This window comes from Undibacterium sp. (assembly GCF_030683615.1).
GTDB classification, from domain to species: Bacteria; Pseudomonadota; Gammaproteobacteria; order Burkholderiales; family Burkholderiaceae_D; genus Undibacterium; species Undibacterium umbellatum.
This window is the reverse complement of record NZ_JAUXQE010000030.1, coordinates 66,391-84,609: the sequence shown is the minus strand read 5'-3', so window position 1 is coordinate 84,609 and position 18,219 is coordinate 66,391. Positions and strand designations below refer to the sequence as shown.

The 18,219-nt window shown below is 48.6% G+C and carries 19 protein-coding genes; 7 read left to right on the top strand and 12 right to left on the bottom strand.

What is annotated here, in order from left to right:
* Positions 1-24 precede the first annotated feature (24 nt).
* The 12 genes from Q8K39_RS14875 to Q8K39_RS14820 form a co-directional block, all read right to left on the bottom strand.
* Positions 25-399 carry a hypothetical protein gene (locus Q8K39_RS14875; protein WP_305261332.1) on the bottom strand — a complete coding sequence of 125 codons (375 nt, stop codon included), beginning with the start codon at positions 397-399 and terminating at the stop codon, positions 25-27.
* Positions 386-1,309 (bottom strand): HpcH/HpaI aldolase/citrate lyase family protein, encoded by a 924-nt coding sequence (locus Q8K39_RS14870; protein ID WP_186953256.1) that lies wholly within the window; start codon positions 1,307-1,309, stop codon positions 386-388. Before Q8K39_RS14870 ends, Q8K39_RS14875 begins: the two co-directional genes overlap by 14 nt.
* Entirely contained in the window at positions 1,302-2,390 is a 1,089-nt protein-coding gene (locus tag Q8K39_RS14865) for a cysteine protease StiP domain-containing protein (RefSeq protein WP_305261329.1), read from the bottom strand. Before Q8K39_RS14865 ends, Q8K39_RS14870 begins: the two co-directional genes overlap by 8 nt.
* A complete protein-coding gene (locus tag Q8K39_RS14860; RefSeq protein WP_186953254.1) occupies positions 2,387-3,139 on the bottom strand; it encodes a hypothetical protein in 753 nt (250 codons plus the stop codon). The genes Q8K39_RS14865 and Q8K39_RS14860 overlap by 4 nt, the downstream gene beginning before the upstream one ends.
* A complete protein-coding gene (locus Q8K39_RS14855) occupies positions 3,117-4,280 on the bottom strand; it encodes a phosphoribosyltransferase domain-containing protein (RefSeq protein WP_305261326.1) in 1,164 nt (387 codons plus the stop codon). Before Q8K39_RS14855 ends, Q8K39_RS14860 begins: the two co-directional genes overlap by 23 nt.
* A gap of 29 nt (positions 4,281-4,309) precedes the next feature.
* A complete protein-coding gene (locus tag Q8K39_RS14850) occupies positions 4,310-5,335 on the bottom strand; it encodes an ATP-grasp domain-containing protein (RefSeq protein WP_305261324.1) in 1,026 nt (341 codons plus the stop codon).
* A gap of 7 nt (positions 5,336-5,342) precedes the next feature.
* Positions 5,343-5,924 (bottom strand): TerD family protein, encoded by a 582-nt coding sequence (locus Q8K39_RS14845; protein ID WP_305261322.1) that lies wholly within the window; start codon positions 5,922-5,924, stop codon positions 5,343-5,345.
* 33 nt (positions 5,925-5,957) lie between these two features.
* On the bottom strand, positions 5,958-6,680 hold the full coding sequence (locus Q8K39_RS14840) for a TIGR00266 family protein (protein WP_186953250.1): 723 nt from the start codon (positions 6,678-6,680) through the stop codon (positions 5,958-5,960).
* An 18-nt stretch (positions 6,681-6,698) separates the two neighbouring features.
* Positions 6,699-8,012, bottom strand: a complete 1,314-nt coding sequence (locus Q8K39_RS14835; protein ID WP_305261319.1) for a VWA domain-containing protein — start codon at positions 8,010-8,012, stop codon at positions 6,699-6,701.
* A gap of 23 nt (positions 8,013-8,035) precedes the next feature.
* The gene (locus tag Q8K39_RS14830; protein ID WP_305261316.1) at positions 8,036-8,611 is read right to left on the bottom strand and encodes a TerD family protein; all 576 of its coding nucleotides are present in this window, start codon (positions 8,609-8,611) and stop codon (positions 8,036-8,038) included.
* A 71-nt stretch (positions 8,612-8,682) separates the two neighbouring features.
* On the bottom strand, positions 8,683-9,261 hold the full coding sequence (locus Q8K39_RS14825) for a TerD family protein (protein WP_305261315.1): 579 nt from the start codon (positions 9,259-9,261) through the stop codon (positions 8,683-8,685).
* 12 nt (positions 9,262-9,273) lie between these two features.
* Positions 9,274-10,320 (bottom strand): DUF475 domain-containing protein, encoded by a 1,047-nt coding sequence (locus Q8K39_RS14820; protein ID WP_186953246.1) that lies wholly within the window; start codon positions 10,318-10,320, stop codon positions 9,274-9,276.
* A gap of 323 nt (positions 10,321-10,643) precedes the next feature.
* Between Q8K39_RS14820 and Q8K39_RS14815 the strand changes: the two genes are divergently transcribed.
* The 7 genes from Q8K39_RS14815 to Q8K39_RS14785 are packed head-to-tail and all read left to right on the top strand — an operon-like array spanning position 10,644 to position 18,141.
* Entirely contained in the window at positions 10,644-11,837 is a 1,194-nt protein-coding gene (locus tag Q8K39_RS14815) for a helix-turn-helix domain-containing protein (RefSeq protein WP_305261312.1), read from the top strand.
* 54 nt (positions 11,838-11,891) lie between these two features.
* A complete protein-coding gene (locus Q8K39_RS14810) occupies positions 11,892-12,530 on the top strand; it encodes a VWA domain-containing protein (RefSeq protein WP_305261310.1) in 639 nt (212 codons plus the stop codon).
* 24 nt (positions 12,531-12,554) lie between these two features.
* Positions 12,555-13,208: a TerD family protein gene (locus Q8K39_RS14805; RefSeq protein ID WP_186953243.1), complete on the top strand. Its 654-nt coding sequence runs from the start codon at positions 12,555-12,557 to the stop codon at positions 13,206-13,208.
* 14 nt (positions 13,209-13,222) lie between these two features.
* Positions 13,223-13,864 (top strand): VWA domain-containing protein, encoded by a 642-nt coding sequence (locus Q8K39_RS14800; protein ID WP_186953242.1) that lies wholly within the window; start codon positions 13,223-13,225, stop codon positions 13,862-13,864.
* 23 nt (positions 13,865-13,887) lie between these two features.
* Positions 13,888-14,937: a TerY-C metal binding domain-containing protein gene (locus tag Q8K39_RS14795; RefSeq protein WP_305261305.1), complete on the top strand. Its 1,050-nt coding sequence runs from the start codon at positions 13,888-13,890 to the stop codon at positions 14,935-14,937.
* Positions 14,938-14,952: 15 nt separating this feature from the next.
* On the top strand, positions 14,953-16,635 hold the full coding sequence (locus Q8K39_RS14790; RefSeq protein ID WP_305261303.1) for a PP2C family serine/threonine-protein phosphatase: 1,683 nt from the start codon (positions 14,953-14,955) through the stop codon (positions 16,633-16,635).
* A 9-nt stretch (positions 16,636-16,644) separates the two neighbouring features.
* Entirely contained in the window at positions 16,645-18,141 is a 1,497-nt protein-coding gene (locus Q8K39_RS14785; RefSeq protein ID WP_305261302.1) for a helix-hairpin-helix domain-containing protein, read from the top strand.
* Positions 18,142-18,219 lie beyond the last annotated feature (78 nt).

The following is an 18,219-nucleotide window of genomic DNA, read 5'->3' as shown; positions in this document are numbered from 1 at the left end:
GGATGGTCCTATTCCTTAGTGCATTCAATTAGTGGGAACAATGACATCAGTCACAAAATATTCTGTATCGCCAAAGCATGATGTTGGCACGCCTTTGTGTTGTCCATACTTGAGCACTACCCTCTTCCCGGCAGCAGCACTGATTCTTTTGGCGACGGCATCATCTCTTACAGTGAACTGGAATTTCTCCGGAATGGCACCGGGCATGGTAACGAGAGCAAGCTCGCCTTCCCATGATTTGCATATCCAGCCACGCTTGGACATTTTTTGCATGTAACCGGCACGTTCACCTTCAGAAAAAGCATAACTGAGTGTGATCCATGTGTACAAGGAAAACAGGATGAAAGGGAGTAGCGCGACAGTCGCAACAATCAATTTTACTTTTCTAGTAACTTGCATCTTGTTCCTCGTTCACTGGTCGGGATACATCGTGGGAGTGCTGGCCAAATAGTTTCGAGCGTTCCAGGGTTCTGATAGCCCATGCCTTGTGGGTGGCAATCTCGCACATGGCGTTATGCATCTTGAATACGGCAGGGCTGTTGACATTCAAAATGGCACTTGCCGATTCCATTTCTGTATTCGATACCCTGTAATGGCATTCTATTTCTTCAATCTGGTCCGGGTGTATCGCGGTTTTTCCTACCAGGCCGTGGGCCAGGTCCTGTATTACCTCCTGGTCCAGCAATTCAGGCAAATCGAGATACTCAAACACGGGCGCTGTCAATTCAAAGCCATGCGGTTTAAAAATGGTCACCAGCTTTGCTATCACACTGCCTAGCGGTGTTTGATAGATTGTCACTGAGCGAGGTCGACGCAAACCCAGCAGCGCCAGCAAGTCATTCCCGCCTATCCTGAGCGCGAGGATGCGAGCCTTGACTTCGGGTGCCAGTAAGATGCTACGCAACTGACGCATGGCATCATCACAAAATACTTCTGCAGTTTCCAGCGTAGGCATCAACAGATGTGCAGTATCTTTTACCAGCGCAAAGTAGTCATGGAAATTTTCTGCACTGGCTTTGGGGATGACAAAGCCAGTCAATTTTTCTGCACCATGCATGGCCAGCACTCGCTTGAGTACCTCAACATTTCTGACGCGTACAAAGCGATCAGCCTTGCATGCGAGGTGCATGTTTTCCAGCGTAAGTTGCAGGTTGAACAGTGCATAACCCAGTGCTTCTTCCGAAACGGCGTCTTCAGTGCAAAATATCAGGGAGCGCGCATTCGGGAGCAATTCACCATTGGCGATCGCCAGTAGATTCTTGTGATTTGCTGGCACATACAAGGATGCGCCCATAAATTGATTAGCCATCTAACGCACTCCGTATTATCGATACAGCCTGATAAGGTAAATGAACATCGACTTCCAAAGGAACTTGCTTTTCTTTTGCCAGGACGATGAGATGTTGTACATCGATGGCATCCGCATTCCTGATGACGACCACTCTGGGTACACGTCGCAACAGCACCCTGGTGGCCTCACCTATCCCTGGTTTGATCAGGTTGATATCTGTCACCTGAAAGCGCGCCATCATGGTTTGCAGGCAGGCCAGTGAGACTGACGCGGCCTTTTCCCGGTCTACCGGCACTGCATCCAGCGTCTTCCTTTTTGCAAAGACCTGGCTGGCAAGTTGAATAATGTCGTCAGCAAAACTGATGGACCTGTCATGCGGCAGGAATTCATCATAGAAAACACAGCCATGAAAATCATGTTCAGTGATATCCGCATTCAGGATGGAGCGGCTGACCAGGCCAGACACTGTGGCATTGAGTATGCTGGACGGAATTAAATAATCATCGCTACTTGCGGCAAATGCGGCCGTTCCAGCCAGATCCGACAAGACATACAAACCTGGATCTATCGAAGTCCCATGCACGCGATTGAAATCATCTACGGTTTTGTGCAACTCCCTGGAGATGACACCTTTGCCGGTCCAGCCATCGACAAACACGATGGAGGCATCTTTGTGTGTTTGCAAGATATGCTGTAGAGCGACGGTATCAATGCCGCGGTCACGGATAATGGAAATCGAGTAATGCGCGACCCTGGCCCCCATGCTGGCTTCCAGCACATGCTTGAGTATGACGCCAACAGGCGTGCCAGCCCTTGCCAGTGAGACTATCGTCAACTCTGGCCCTTTGCGTTCACGGATAATCGCCGCCAATGCAACGCAGTCCTCTGCCATTTTTTGATTATTGGCAGCGCAGGCTTGCTCAAAGATGTGCAAGTAGGCTGGCGAAGGCAATGCCTCGGGCGACAGCATTTCACTGTAATGGCGCTGCCCTGTCTGTATCAGCAATTCTTTCTCTGACACTTTGGTGAAACTCATCAGTGGCAGTTGCTTCAACAAAAACTTCACATCGTCTGGACGATAACTTCCACTGAAACTCATAGAGCCTCCAGCGCAACACCAGCCAATTGCGTGGACCTGGGAATGATCGCGTAATCACATTGCGACATGAAGCAGGCATCAGACTTGCTGTCGCCCATGCCAAAGCTGAGTATTTCACCGTGTTGTTCAGACAAAACCGCCTTTAGGTGCAAGACCGCATTGGCCTTGTTCAGTGCCTTCGGCAGCACGGCCAGATTATTGCCATTACGGTGCAGATAATAGTCTTTGCCATCGGATGCCAGCCAGGGGGCAACCACATGTTTTTCCACTTCAGCCAAGGGCTCCGGCTTTTTGTGGGGGTCTTTCAGGACCATATAAAATGGCGTGCCAAAGTCCTCGATCAAACGGGCTTTGCCGGTAAATCCCACTTTGCGGCCATAGTCATCGATGTGCTGCATGACATCCATCAAACCCGGCAGGGCCAGATGCATTTGTGATTGCTTGGCCGAGAGATAAGACAAATCTGCCTGCCCGTCTTCACTCAAGATCACGCCGCCATAATTGATGATGGCGTAGCTATTGAAATCCAGCTTGACGCGATTGTAGGCATCAAAATTTCTTGCTGTCGTCGGGATCAGCGTCATCGATTGCTCGAACATGCCCAGCAACTCGCGCTGCTTTTGGGTTGAATACGAAATCGGTGCGCCATCTTTCAAGAAAGCGATGGGTTTCAGATCAGTGGCATCGCCACACTTTTCCATGGACTGGAACAGTGTGTCATCCAAATCAACAAAGAGAAATTTTTTCAAAATGCGACTCCTTGGTAAAGTGAATTAAGTCCGCGCCAGTCTGTCTTGCTGTTTCCAGCAGCGCGTCATTGACGGGTGTTTCATGGCACAAAAACACATGGTCATACTGACGATCTGCGACGTTGTATACAAAATTGGAAATACCTTCTCCATAATTATCTGCAAATTGCAAAATGCTGCTCACGTCCCCCCATTGCATGATGGGTGAGCGTGTTGTTGACTGCACCTTGACATCAAGCCCGCGGGCCTCCAATGCCAAACCCAGGCTATAGGCCGGATGCATGAATTCACCTGTACCAAGCACCAACACTTTTGCATCTGGTGGCAAGCTTTGCACCAATGTGCTGACTTGCGACTCGTCCAGGACGAGTTCATGCGTAATCCCAACCCGGCCAAACTCAGTGCTGGCACCGCGATCTACCGCTGTTTGAAATGCTTGCGCTGGCACGTCCGGCACCAGGTATTCACACTGCTGAAAATCATATTCACCAGTCAGCGCCGAACCTATGGTGACTTCCAACCCAAATCTGACTGACAAGCTATTGTTTCTTTCTTGTCCCATGAAATTGGTAATCGTCGACAAGTGCAGTCGTCTGATATTCGGATTAAATTGCTGGAATGCGTTCTTCAGATTAAGAAAAGTATTACCTGTACTGGCTTCATCATCCACCATCACCAGTGATTGCGCCTGCATGATTTTGTTTTTCATGAGCGCATCTTTGGGCATGTGAATAAACTGGCGCGGAGCATGGCTATGTGCTTCTTCAAACTCGATCAATTCATAATCGCCTACGTGATAGCGGGTGGTATGAATAAACAGCACAGATTTTTCTGGATGCATGCGCTGATACGCTTCAAATACACCCTGGCCCAAACCTACCGCGGTTTCTGCCATGGCGATAAAGACCACAGGTTCAGGCAAGTCTGCGGCAATTTGCTCAGCCAGGGCTTCATGGATCTCTTTCATGAGTGAGGGACGGACGGGCCAGTGCTTGCCCAGTACCTTACTCAGGAACAGAAAACCGCGTTTCAGGTTGGCACGTGCGGCAAAACCCATCAATGAGTCCAGGCTGAATAATTGCTCGTGCACAGCCACAGACAGCAGGCCAGTCGGCAGTTGCTGCTTTATCTGCATACTCATTGCTGGTGATGATTGTTGCGCCATAATCGTCATACAGAAGCAATCGTTATTGGTACTGAAATTTCCATCACACGGATACCCTGATCTATAGCCGGCACTTCCAGCTTATCAAAACCATCCACAAAACCTTTGACAGCCAGGTAAGGCAAGTTAGGCCCGGCCTGGCACGCCATGGCGATACCACCAGACATGCGGGCATTGATTTCGAGCAGTCGCGGCTTGCCCTGGGTTTCTTTAAACTGCACGTTGTAGATGCCACTCAACTGGAATTGCCTGGTCAGCTCCCTGACCGCCTGCATGATAACGGGGTCGCATTCTATGGTTTGCCCATAGCCTGCCAGCGGCGACTTCTTGCGTGGCACTGCTGCCACCACTACACCTGCATTGCCGACGCAATCAACGCTGTACTCCGGACCTTCCAGATATTCCATCAGCAGCATGGGCTTGCATTCGCCCATGTCTGCCAGGCCACGCCGAAAATCTTGCAGGCCTACTTTGTACTGCTCGCCAGCAATCAGCAATTGCGCGGCATTGCGCTCATCGTCGAGGATACCAAAACCCAGGCCATACACTGATATCGATGGTTTCACGCACAAACGCGGAAAACGTACCTTTAATTCGGCGTAGGCTGCATCAAATTCAGCAACGCAAGTGAATACGCGGTATTCAGCAGGAAATGCATCAGACAATTGCACTTCTGCGCAAAATTGTGCCTTGTCATTTAACAGCCGCAAAACTTCTGGCGTCGCCACATTCATCACACGCGTGCCCTGGGCTTCAAACCGAGCTTTGTGTTCGGCGATCAATCTGGCTTCATGACCCGGCCAGAACAAATCAACCTTGCGATCAATGCAAGTTTGCAAACACCAGTCGACGTATTCTTCGCCACGCAAATCTCTGGGTTCAAGCAAGAATTGATCGGCCACGCGCTGGGCAGCTGCATGTGGGTTGGGGTGACTATAAGTAATCGTAAATTCGTTCGTCACATCGGCCTGTTTGATCAGGCCGATGGCTGCATAGACAGACGAAAAAGTCCGGTTAAACCAAAGATGCATGTATCGCTTACAGGTGAGGAGTGATTTGTGGCATCAAATCATTGAATGTGCGACCTGAGCCGATTTCACCGATGGCATGCATTTTCCATTCGCCATTGTGACGATACACCTTGCTCATGATCTGTGCACTGTGGCTGCCCAAGGTCGTCAGATTGAAGCGTGCTACTTCCTGGTTATTAGCACCGTTCAAAATGCGGCAAGTGGCGTTGTCCACTTGCGAAAAATTTTGACCAGTAAAGCTGTTGACCGTAAACACCAGGCTTTTGACAGTGGCAGGAACGCGTGTCAAGTCCACTGTGATCTGCTCGTCATCACCGTCGCCCTCGCCCGTACGGTTATCACCGCTATGCACGATGGAACCATCTTTTGACTTCAATTGGCGGAACCAGACAACGTCAACCAGATTATTCTGTTCATCAAACATCAAACAGGAAGCGTCCAGATCTATTGTTGGCGCAGATCCACCGAAACCCAGGAAACCTTTCGATTTCACAGCGTCCCAACCCAAACCCATAATGATCTTGGACAAAGTTGTTCCAGCTTCTTTGTCGAGGGAGATCTTTTGTCCCTTACTGAGATTCACACCCATCTTGATACTCCATTTCTATATTGATGATTACAACTATCGACCGGAACGGCCACCAGCTACTTTTTGCATCCATTCCACGAACGCGTCACGGTTGCGCGAACAGATAAATACTTTTCCACTACCTTTGAAACGCAAAACTATGCCTTCACCACTGGTCACACTATTGACGATGTTGCCCAGAAATGCACCTACACCACTGCTGTTGTTAGCTGTGGTTACAGATATCTCGTATTGCAAAGTATGGTCCCAGCAGACGACATGTGAATTATCGATAATCACATCTTTTCCCGGAGACACTTCCAGTTCAAACATGGAACCAAAACCGGACACCACCATTTGCCCTGAACCTGAAGATTCCATGACGAAGAAACCACCGGATTGTGCAAACAAGGCATTGCCTATATTTTGCATCCGGGTTTTCATTTCTACACCTGTCGTCGCAGCGACAAATGCACCATCATTCAATATGTATTGGCGCGGACCAATATCAACTACTTGCATCGCGCCAGGCAATACAGGGGAAAGCAGGCAATCGCCATCGCCGTTGACTGCTTCTATATGTTGCTGGAAGAATGACTCGCCATTCGCCATGCGGCGCATCAATGATGAAATCAATCCTCCCTGCATCTTGCCCTTCAATTCCAGGTTGGCTTCCATCATGACCATGGCATCTGATTCACAATAGATTTTTTCACCTTTTTTCATGGTCACGTGGAGAAATGGATCCACGTCACCAGTCGTTGTAAATGTAGGCACGATTCAGTCTTTCTAAAATTAAATTAAAATGCCGCGGCTTTTTGCCAGCTTGATCCATTCTGGATATTCACTCATGAGCAAGTCATACAGCTCATCATCGCTTAACTCATCAGGTGCAGCAACCGAGAAATAGCTGGCATTGTCGATACAGCGGCCTTGCAATTCGTCGAGTTTTTCCAGAAAGGGAAAATCAGAACTTGCAAACGACAGCAATTTTTTGCTCTTGGACTTCCTGCCTTTACCTATGCCCATGAATTGCCAGAAAATGGGTTCAAAACTGGCCCATTTGAGCTGTTTTTCTGTGAAGGATTGATCCGAGGTAGAGCCATCCGTCACGAACATGACATACACAGGTAGATTGGCCGGACTGACTTGCGTTGCTGCTTGTCCATTATTCGCAGGCACATAGAATTTACGCACAGCTTCCATGGCAAGACCATACCTGGTATCACCTTCCAGAGGGTAGGTGTGGATAGCCTGCTGGACAAAAGCCTGGCAATTCTGCAGCCCCATCGCTACTGGCTGGTGTACATTTTTCCCAAACAGGAAAACATCGATTTCACCATCATCATCAAACTTGCAACCGAGCGCCAGGATTTTTTCAGCAAATTTTTGTACTGCTCCCGACTTGTACAAGCCATTCATGGAACCTGAAATATCGAGCACCAGACAAACCTTGGCCTTGTGCGAACCGAGTCCCACTTTCTCCAGCGAGAGGGTGGCTTTTTTCACCAGACTGACTAATTGGGGCGCTTCTTTTTCAACACGTTTTTCCAGCGAAATTCTTTGTTCGTTTGCGGCATTATCCGCTACCGTTGCCGACTCGGCAGCAGCCACTTCACCACCAAAATGCTGTACCAGAGCATCCAGGCCGCCATTAAAGCCCTGGCCAACGATCATGATCCGCCATTGACCGTCTTTTCGATAAAGTTCAGCCAGCATGACTGCCTTTTCATTTTCAAAATCTGCTTTTGAAAACGCATAGCTGGCATGGTCTTTCAAGACCACGGAACCAGACTGTATCGCTTGCATATTGCCCTGGCCATCGATACTCATGGCGATCACCAGTCTGTGTATGCTGGCAGGCAATACATTCAAATTAAAGTTGAAGCTGCTTACGGCGTTCAATTGTGAAAACCGTACGCCGCCGCAGGGTGAAGCCGGCTGGTTGAAGAAAGTCATATAACTTTCATCAACCAGCTTGTCAGTTGCATCCAGCGCAAAGCATGAAAAATCCACGGCATGACCAGTTACTGTCATGTCAATCTGGCAGCGATTATCTGACAGAATATTAGCAAGCGGTAATCGCTGCCCTTTAAGTAACGGTGTCATACCAGGATCTCAATTAAAGATGATTAAGCATTGACGCCAAAGGATCTTGCCAGTGGGCCCAGGCCGCCTTTGAAGCCCTGACCGATGGCCTTGAATTTCCATTCTGCGCCAGCACGATAGATTTCACCAAAGATCATGGCAGTTTCAACAGAGCCATCTTCAGACAAGTCAAAGCGGGCGATTTCTGCATTGCCATCGCCATTCAGGCAACGCATGTAAGCCTTGCCTACCTGACCGAAGTTTTGCTTGCGCTCTTCTGCCTGGTGGATGGTGACGCAAACAGCGATCTTGTCGATTTCTGCTGGCACCATCGTCAAATCAACCAACACTTTTTCGTCATCACCATCGCCACCGCCAGTAGTATTGTCGCCGGAGTGGGTAACAGAACCATCTGTGGATTTCAGGTTGTTGTAGAAAATGAAGTCGGAATCAGCACGGACTTTACCGTCTGCTTTCAACAAATAAGCACTGCCATCCAGATCAAAGGCAGAACCGTCTGTTGCGCGCGGGTCCCAGCCCAGGCCAATGACGATTTTCTTCAAGCCAGGAGCTTCTTTGCTCAAGTTGACGTTACCGCCTTTTTGTAAACTAATAGCCATTTTATTTCCTTTGTAAATTAGATGAAATTGATTGCAAAAAAAAGCCAACTACACTTAACACATTCTTGTCATCAGGCGATCTGTACACCATGTTGCGTCGCCAGTGCTGACAAGCCTCCAGCAAACCCTTGTCCGACTGCCTTGAATTTCCACTCGCCATTGTGGCGATACACTTCACCAAACACCATAGCCGTTTCTGTCGAATAGTCTTCCGACAAATCGAACCGGGCGATCTCGCCATTCGTTTCATTGTTCACGATACGGATATACGCATCATGTACCTGCCCAAAATTTTGCTTTCTGCCCTCTGCATCGTGGATGGTGACAGCCACCACCAGGCGTTTGATTTCAGCAGGCACCAGGTTCAGGGTCAGTTTGATTGCTTCATCATCCCCATCGCCAGCCCCGGTTTTATTATCACCTGTGTGTTCCACTGAACCGCAGGTGGATGTCAACTGGTTGTAGAAGATAAAGTCATTATCGCTACGTACCTTGCCGTTCTCACCAACCATGAACAAGCTGGCATCGAGATCAAAGTCATGCCCGTCTGAGGCACGCGAAGACCAGCCCAGACCGACTAGCACATTGTTCAGATTCGGGTCTGTTTTCGATAAATTGACATTACCGCCTTTTTGCAGACTGATAGCCATACACTCTCCAGATTATTTTTGTTCTGCCAATAATGACTGACGTTTGTGTTTTACTGATGACCATACCGATGCCACGATAAATGCCACACCAATCAAGCCTGTGAAAATTTCAGGAATATGATATTTCATGCTGGCGAACATGATCAACGCCAAAATACCAATCGCATAATGCGCGCCATGCTCCAGGTAGACGAATTCCTCCAGCGTGCCCTGCTTTACCAGATAAACCGTCATGGAGCGTACAAACATCGCGCCTATGGCCAGGCCCAGCATAATGATGACAACATCATTGGTAATCGCAAACGCGCCAATCACACCATCGAATGAGAAGGATGCATCCAGCACCTCAAGATACAGGAAACCACCTATACCACCACCTTTAACCACGGCACCGATATTGACATCAGTTTCTTCTTCTTTCTCCAGCAAGCCGCTAATAAAGTCCACACCAACGTAGACAATAATGCCCCACACACCTGCAATCAGGACAACAAAGCGCTTGGCTTCTTCAACCATGGAGACGCTGAACACCACCACCAGCAGAGCCAGTAAAACAGGTACTGCGCCTACCTTGCCAAATGAAGCCAATTTCTCTTCGACATTGCCCATCCAGTGAAGTTCTTTATCTTCATCAAAAATGAAGTTCAAGAATACCAGCAACAGGAATACACCGCCAAATGCGGCAACTTCTGCGTGATGATTAATCAAATGCGTAGAAAATTGCTTGGGATCATTAATTGCCAGATTCCAGACTTCCATCATACCCAGATCCGCCGCCTGGGCAACAATCACCAAAGGGAAGACCAGACGCATGCCGAACACAGCGATCAGGATACCCACCGTCAAGAAGATGGTTTGCCAGAAGGCATTCCAGTTTTTGAGAACAGAGGCATTGACGACTGCATTATCAAATGAAAGAGAAACCTCCATCACCCCTAATATTGCAGCAATGCCCAACGCAGTCATCGCCCCAGCGATGCCCGTGTGGACATAACCCCAATAAGCGGCAAGCCCCAGACAGACTGCCGTTATGAAGAAGGAAAACCTAAAGTGTTTCATTTTGTTTCCTAAAAGAATAATTTAATGAAGTGTAACTATGCCAAGAAAAATTGAAAAAGGTAAAACAACAAAGAATTTACCGTTGCAATGCACTTTTGTCCATTTGAATACGGATTTATCTGTTTATTTTGTCCAATCTTAATTGGTGCCAAAGTATACACATATCTCAAAAGCAAAACGTATTGATCAAGAGAATCATTACGTCACGCTATAAATCAGGCATTTATTGATATGCAGACAGGTACACTATAGAGGAAAAATTTTTCTGATACACAAATTATTCCGTAATTGTGGAGTCAGATAATAAGTGCTAGGATGTCAACATGAATAAACGACGTCATCAATGGTTAATGCCTTTGCCAGGTATGGAGTTGCTACATATTGAAGAGGCAAATCAGGATGAAATCACCATAGGACTGGAAACATCCAATACCCCTGGTGCTTGCCCGCGTTGTACATCTACCAGAGTGACCGGCTACGGACGGCTCAATATCAAAATCCGTGATGTCAATCTTGGTGCCCGCGTGGTGTTTCTGAATATAAAACGGCGCAGATTTCGTTGCCAGCAATGCTTAAGCACGTTCAATGAAAGTATCCGCCACATTTCCGAGCATCACCGCGCTACTGAAAGATTTATTGAGCATATAGGAAATCTGGCGTTGCAGATGTCGTTTACTGCCATTTCGAGGCAATACCGTCTTGACGAAAAAACGATACGAAATATTTTCAACGAAGCCCAGCATCACCGCAAGAGCAAGAGCCTGGTCATCCCCCCTGAGCTGGTACTACTCTGGACACCGCACCTGCTAAAGCATGCGCGCAGCATATGGGTCAATACGGCAGAACTATCACTGTATGAAATGCAGTCAGATATCAAGCCGCCGACGCTGCAAGCTACGCTGGACAGATTGATTGCTTCAGGGCATACAAAGCGTATTATTGTGCCGCCTGACCCTGCAATCATCAAGACATTGCAAAAAGCTGCAGTCATCCCACTCAGACTGGATAGCCGTACTTGTCAGCGCCTGGTCAACACTATTTGCTTGCCATTTCTGGAAAGCAAGGAAATTGCTGATTATCAGCAACAATTCAACAAATTCACCGAAGCAATATCTATCGAAGAATTTCAGGGTTTGTACCATACAGTCATGCAGCCCCCCAAGCCCATCAAGAGCAAAATGAAACATGTCATGTCGTCACTGGCCTTGTTTGCTGATGCACAATACCCGTTATTTGAAAAAATTTCAGATGAATGCGATATTCAGCTCTACACACTTGCCAATGCGATTAACAACCAGTTTGCGCGCAGGTCCTATGAAGTCATGCATTCTGTCATGATACTTGACCAGCACTTGCATAAATTCAAGCGTATACAATCAAGTCCATCGAATCAAACAAGTGATGTGTTCCCTTGCCCTGAAAATCAACTGGATTATTACAAGATGGATTATGGTACACAGATTAATTTACTCAACGCTCGCCTGAGCGCACTCAATTTACCAGTCAGTTTGTTGTAGCAATAAAGTCGTAAAATAGCGCTGAAGTCCCTACACTTTCCTGAGGAAGAAAAAATGAGAAAATTACCTGTTTATTTATTGCTGGACTCCTCCGGCTCCATGCATGGTGAGCCAATTGAAGCCGTGCGTAATGGTCTTCAAACCCTGGTTGCTGCATTGCGCCAGGATCCGCATGCACTGGAATCTGCCTATTTGTCTGTCATAACTTTCGCAGATGCAGCTCAGCAAGTCGTACCGCTGACAGAGTTAAGCCAGTTTCAAATCCCGACCATTACTGCCAGCGGCACCACTGCCATGGGCGCTGCCCTGAGTCTACTGGTGGAATGCATTTCCCGGGAAGTGGCTGTGACCAGTGCTGAAGTTAAGGGTGACTGGAAACCCATCGTGTTCATGATGACCGATGGTGAAGCCACCGATGACATGACCAATAGCATTGCCGAATTGAAAAAAGCCAAGGTTGGGACATTTATTGCCTGTGCTGCTGGCCCAAATGCCAACACCAGCCATTTGTCGCAAATCACAGACTCCGTCGTCAAACTTGATACAGCTGACAGCAATACCATCAAGGCCTTCTTCAAATGGGTCAGCGCATCTATCGCGACCACCAGTCAGAAAGTTGATTTGCAAAAGAAAGAGACGACAGGCTTGAGCGACCTTCCGCCACCGCCCCCCGAAGTCAATGTAGTTCTTTAATTTCTCAATTTTTTAGGAGTAGCTATGGCAGTGAGTTTGAAAAAGGGCCAGGGCGTCAGCCTGCGCAAGGAAGAAAATGATCTTTCAAAAGTGACTATAGGGCTGGGCTGGGACGTTGCCGAGGAAAAAAAAGGCTTTTTGGGAAAATTGTTCAGTGGCCCTGCGGAAGAATTTGATCTGGATGCCATAGCGATATTGCTTGGCCCTAAGGGCAATATTCAGCATCTTGGCAAGGATGAAAATGGCCAGCCAAGCATTGCTGGCAGTGACGTCATATTTTTCAATTCCCTCAAACATCCCTCAGGAGCCATCTGGCTTACAGGCGATAACCGCACTGGTGACGGTGATGGCGATGACGAACAGATTATCGTCAAACTCGACCAGATACCCGCCATCTATGAACGCATCGTTTTCATCGTTGCCATTTATCAGGGCCGGGAACGCAAGCAGCATTTTGGCAGGATCAGCAATGCCTTTATCCGCGCGGTAGATGCCAAAAACAAAGAGGTCTGCCGCTATGATGTTAGCGTCGATAGTTCTTTCAATAACCGCAGCGCGCTGACCTTTGCAGAATTTGTACGAGAAGGGGCCAACTGGTCATTCAAGGCCATAGGTACGCCACTGGATTCGGATAATTTGATGGAAATCATCCGCCCTTACCTGTTTGACCCAACTTAATCTGAAAGACCACTATGTCCGGACGCCGCTTACCTGTTTATATTGCCCTTGATACTTCTGGGTCGATGCGTGGTGAACCAATACACTCCGTCAATGTCGGCATACAAGCGATGCTGACATCATTGCGCCAAAATCCATTTGCGCTGGAGAGTGTCTACCTGTCCATCATTACTTTTGACGGCAAGGTTACAGAAATACTGCCGATGACGGCACTTGAAAATGTCCGCATCCCGGAGATCGTCTGCCCGGAATCCGGCCCGACATTTTTGGGTGAAGCATTACATTTCATTTGCGACAAAGTTGCAGTCGAAGTCAGGAAGTCAACGCAGGAAACAAAAGGTGACTGGCGTCCATTGTTGTTCATCATGACGGATGGAAAGCCCTCCGACACTTTGCAATTCAATGAAAGTATTCCGAGAGTGAAACAGGCAAATTTTGGCACCATCATTGCCTGCGCCGCCGGTCCTAAAAGCGTGCCTGATCAGCTCAAGGCACTGACGGATACCGTGGTCAGCCTGGACACCATGGACAGCAATAGTTTTTCCAGTTTCTTCCAGTGGGTCAGTGATGCTGTCACTTCGGGTACAACGAGCATGGGTACAGCCACAGCCGTGGAATTGCCGCCACCACCACCAGAAGTTCAGGTTGTCCTCTAACATTATTCTTTAAAGGATTTTTGATGCGCCGCCTACCTATTTTCCTGATGCTCGACGTTTCTGAGTCCATGGTTGGAGATAACCTGCGCCAGTTGCAACAAGGCCTGGAACGCCTGGTGACGAGGTTGAGAACTGATCCTCACGCACTGGAAACCGTTTATCTCTCTACTATCGTCTTTGCGGGAAAACCGCGCACCCTGACTCCTTTAACTGAACTGGTGTTTTTCTATCCGCCACGCCTGCCGGTCGGCTCTGGCACTTCTCTGGGTGCTGGCTTGATGCACCTGATGGACGAGATAGACCGCAATGTGGTCAAAAGCACTTCCGAAAAAAAGGGCGACTGGAAACCTGTGGTCTACCTCATGACCGATGGCAAGCCCACTGATGACACCAGCAAGGCGCTGGAACGCTGGAAAGCCCAGTATGCCAGCAAAGTCACCCTGGTCGCGATAGGCATAGGCAAGCACGCCGCATTGGGCACCTTGCGCCAGCTGACTGAAAATGTCCTCCAGCTTGATACCAATTCCGAAGAGGATTTCAAGCGCTTTGTCGACTGGGTCACCATGTCTGTGGTGGCACAAAGCCGCAGCGTCTCCATGAGTAATGTCGAAGGTGTCAATCTGGCCAAGCTTGATGACTCCATCATGAAGAAAATTGGTGACATTGTCGATGCGGCGGTCGTTGATGAAGATATCGTCGTCCTCACAGGTCAATGCTCAAACAATAAACTACCCTATCTGATCAAGTACGAACGCATACAAAATCAGCTGCAGCTCGAAGGGCATGCATTCAAGATCGATCAGTTTAATCTGACCGGGGTTTATCCCATGGAAAAAGATTACTATGACTACTCAGACCAACGCGCCCTTGTCAGCACCGTCAGTTCTGATGCATTAATTGGCAGTCCAGGCTGCCCGCATTGCGGCAACCCCATCGGTTTTGCAATGTGCGCCTGTGGCCAGATCATGTGTCTGAAAGGACCAGGCTCAGCAACTTGCCCAGCCTGTAACAAGGAAGGCAATTTTGGCTATTGTGAAGGCGATGGGTTCGATGTCAATCGTTCCCGCGGCTAGTATCCAGGAGATTTTGTGAGCTCAAAAAGCACTGCCATCGAACTGTATGCGCATATACTGCTGGAACAAAATGGCAATAGCAAATCTGACATTGATCACTACATAGGAGATCCGCGCTTTGGGAATTTTGTCAAAAAACTTGAGGGATACATGCTCAGGGATTTCAATGCATTCCTAAAGTCCAGGTCCACATCAGCGAACCCGCCTGCGACTGAATCCAGGTTTTTTCCCCCACGGAATTTGCCTGCACCTCCTGTCGTCACGAAACATGAGTTTAGCGAACTGCCCCCTCTTGCCTCCGCTTCACCCAAGTCAACACCGCCTCAAGAAGCCAAGCCTGAAAGCCAGGTCTTAGCGCGTCATACAGAAAGTGATGCAATGAAAATACCGTCTCAAGTTGTTCCGGGGCCTGCTACCGATGCTGCCGCATCTCTCCCTCCCGCCACGACGAAAACACCCGCCGCCATCTCGGATCACAAGAATATCCGCTTTGTCGTATCGAACGCGCGTTGCCAGGAAGCCTACACTTCAAAAGTAATCCCTGATCAGGCCCAGACCGAGAATTATCAAATTCTCGACATCATCGTCCCTGAGCAATTGGGTTTGAGATACAACGACGTACTGGAAGAACTGAGCGGCATACCAGCGGTTCAGGGAGATTTCCCGATTCAGATCACTTATCGGTTTACCAATGAACAGTCAAATCGCCTGGCGACCTTGAACATCACTGTGACACCCAATCCAAAATCCATGTGGCTCAATAAGCCATCCGATAAAGGTGCGATTTACTGGAAGCCCGACGAGGATGCGAAGTTCGTCCAGGGAAAAAATCTTAATCTTGTCGCAGCCAGCAAGCGCGGCCGCTCACATGCCCATGTGGGTTCATTTCGCGACGATGATTTCAGTATTGAGTATCTGACAGAATCTGACTGGGGTATCGCCATCGTATCAGATGGTGCCGGCAGTTGCAGTTATTCACGCCGAGGTTCCCAGATTATTTGCGACACTGCCTTGCAACATATCAAAAGCACCCTGAATGCTGGAAAACCAGATGCCATTGGTTTGGCGGCTGAAAATTATTCGCGCGCGCGCAGCGCAAATACCGATGCTGTACAAACTGAAAAATTGCGGCTGGAACTGCGCAATGAGTTGTACCTCACCGTTTCACATGCAGCCTATCACTCTGTCGTCAAAATCCTGGAAGAAGTCAGTCTCGTCGCAGATGCAAAGCTGAAAGATTTTTCCAGTACGGCACTGATTTCCGTCTGCAAGAAATTTAGCTTTGGTACCTTGTGCGCTGCCTATTGGGTGGGCGATGGCGCTGTTGGTGTCTACAGTTCAAGCAAGGGTATCAGCTTGCTGGGCGAAGTCGATAGCGGCGAGTTTTCAGGCCAGACACGTTTTTTGGACAAAGACGAAGTGACTGCGGAGGCCCTGAGCAAACGCCTGCGTTTTGATGTATTTGACGATGTCACAGCCTTTATACTGATGTCAGATGGCGTTTCTGACCCTAAATTTGAGACCGAAGCTCGTCTGGCGCGTAGCAAGGATTGGGACGCTCTATGGCAGGATATGAATGCCGCTGTGGCGATTGTGCATGATGATGAAACGGATGCAAAGGCACAGAAATTGCTGGATTGGCTGGACTTCTGGTCACAAGGAAATCATGATGACCGCACCATCGCGATTGTTTACTAAGGATGCCTGATGAGTAAAATTGTTTCCCTTAAAGCCTCTGATGGAAGTACTGTTGAATTTATCGACGAGATCAAAGCATCTGGCGGCATGAAGGATGTGTATTTTTCACCGAACAAGGATTATGTTGTCGCCTTTTTTCGGGGTGACGCCGATATGGCAACCAAAGAACGGGTCGCCGTCATCACAGGCACTTACCGTGACCGTATCTTTAACCAGGTTGGCGGAGATTACTGGAAAAAACTATTTTGCTGGCCGACTGCCATGGTTGAGTATCAAGGAAAAATCGGTGTCGTCGTGCCTTTCTACGACCCAGAATTTTTCTTCAAGATTGGTTCGCGCAACAATGACATGTTGCAAATCAAAGGAAAGGAGAAAGAAGGCAAATGGTTTGCCTCGGCCAATAATCGCAACAAGTTCCTGGATCCACGTGAACTGGGCGACTGGATGCTGCAGCTCAAGCTATGCCTGATGATATCGCGCGCGGTAAGGCGCATGCATTCGGCGGGCCTGGCCCATAGCGACCTGAGCTATCGCAATGTCTTGATTGATCCATCCAGCGGACGCGCCTGCCTGATCGATATCGATGGCCTGGTCGTGCCCGGGAAATACCCTCCTGACGTAGTGGGTACGCCTGATTTTATTGCCCCGGAATGCGTCGCCACGGCGCACATGGACAAACACGACCCCAACCGCAAATTGCCATCCATCGTGACGGACCGGCATGCCCTGGCGGTACTCATCTACATGTATCTCTTGTTCCGCCACCCACTGCGCGGTGACAAGGTACATGCGGCTGACGCCCAGCAAGATGAAGAACTGACGATGGGCAAGAATGCCCTGTTCATTGAGCATCCGACAGATGACAGTAACCGCATCAAGCTGGCTAATGTCAAACCAGCGGAGTTGCCGTGGAAAGATACCAGCAAGATCCCTTATCAGATCACCGGACCTTATTTGTCCGAGCTGATACTGAAAGCATTTACGGAAGGCTTGCAAGACCCGACTGCCCGCCCTACGGCAGATGAATGGGAAAATGCCTTGGTCAAATCCATCGATTTGCTACAGCCATGCAGCAACAAGGCTTGCGAACAAAAATGGTACATCTTCGACAATAAGACAAAGGCCGTTTGCCCTTTCTGCAAAACGCCGTTTTCAGGCCCGTTGCCTGTACTGAACTTGTATTCATCGCGCAAGGATGCCAACTTCCGTCCTGATAACCATCGCCTGATGGTGTACACCAATCAATCTCTGTTCCAATGGCATATCAATCGCAATATCGTTCCCAATGAACGCTTGACTGATGAGCAGAAGAAACGGGTTGGCTACTTCGTCTATCACAGCGAGATATGGTATCTGGTTAATGAAGGCATGCCAGATCTGACCGAGGTAGCCACTAAAACACCGATACCGATAGGTGGCAAAGTGGCGCTGGAAGATGGCAAACAATTGCTCATGTCAAAACAGGATGGTGGTCGCCTGATTGTAGTGCAGATGGTGCTCAACTAATACATGCGGTCATCTGCTTGACCTAAAACGCTCTGTTTGCATTTTCTACCGCAGACAGAGCGCCGGGGACAATATGGT

What these genes read in the sequence shown, in the direction of transcription:
- Q8K39_RS14870 (WP_186953256.1), bottom strand. Translation starts at nt 1,309, where the DNA reads ATGGCTAATCAATTTATGGGCGCATCCTTGTATGTGCCAGCAAATCAC.
- Q8K39_RS14815 (WP_305261312.1), top strand. Translation starts at nt 10,644, where the DNA reads ATGAATAAACGACGTCATCAATGGTTAATGCCTTTGCCAGGTATGGAG.
- Q8K39_RS14835 (WP_305261319.1), bottom strand. Translation starts at nt 8,012, where the DNA reads ATGACACCGTTACTTAAAGGGCAGCGATTACCGCTTGCTAATATTCTG.
- Q8K39_RS14795 (WP_305261305.1), top strand. Translation starts at nt 13,888, where the DNA reads ATGCGCCGCCTACCTATTTTCCTGATGCTCGACGTTTCTGAGTCCATG.
- Q8K39_RS14855 (WP_305261326.1), bottom strand. Translation starts at nt 4,280, where the DNA reads ATGAGTATGCAGATAAAGCAGCAACTGCCGACTGGCCTGCTGTCTGTG.
- Q8K39_RS14850 (WP_305261324.1), bottom strand. Translation starts at nt 5,335, where the DNA reads ATGCATCTTTGGTTTAACCGGACTTTTTCGTCTGTCTATGCAGCCATC.
- Q8K39_RS14800 (WP_186953242.1), top strand. Translation starts at nt 13,223, where the DNA reads ATGTCCGGACGCCGCTTACCTGTTTATATTGCCCTTGATACTTCTGGG.
- Q8K39_RS14845 (WP_305261322.1), bottom strand. Translation starts at nt 5,924, where the DNA reads ATGGGTGTGAATCTCAGTAAGGGACAAAAGATCTCCCTCGACAAAGAA.
- Q8K39_RS14785 (WP_305261302.1), top strand. Translation starts at nt 16,645, where the DNA reads ATGAGTAAAATTGTTTCCCTTAAAGCCTCTGATGGAAGTACTGTTGAA.
- Q8K39_RS14875 (WP_305261332.1), bottom strand. Translation starts at nt 399, where the DNA reads ATGCAAGTTACTAGAAAAGTAAAATTGATTGTTGCGACTGTCGCGCTA.
- Q8K39_RS14825 (WP_305261315.1), bottom strand. Translation starts at nt 9,261, where the DNA reads ATGGCTATCAGTCTGCAAAAAGGCGGTAATGTCAATTTATCGAAAACA.
- Q8K39_RS14805 (WP_186953243.1), top strand. Translation starts at nt 12,555, where the DNA reads ATGGCAGTGAGTTTGAAAAAGGGCCAGGGCGTCAGCCTGCGCAAGGAA.
- Q8K39_RS14830 (WP_305261316.1), bottom strand. Translation starts at nt 8,611, where the DNA reads ATGGCTATTAGTTTACAAAAAGGCGGTAACGTCAACTTGAGCAAAGAA.
- Q8K39_RS14865 (WP_305261329.1), bottom strand. Translation starts at nt 2,390, where the DNA reads ATGAGTTTCAGTGGAAGTTATCGTCCAGACGATGTGAAGTTTTTGTTG.
- Q8K39_RS14810 (WP_305261310.1), top strand. Translation starts at nt 11,892, where the DNA reads ATGAGAAAATTACCTGTTTATTTATTGCTGGACTCCTCCGGCTCCATG.
- Q8K39_RS14820 (WP_186953246.1), bottom strand. Translation starts at nt 10,320, where the DNA reads ATGAAACACTTTAGGTTTTCCTTCTTCATAACGGCAGTCTGTCTGGGG.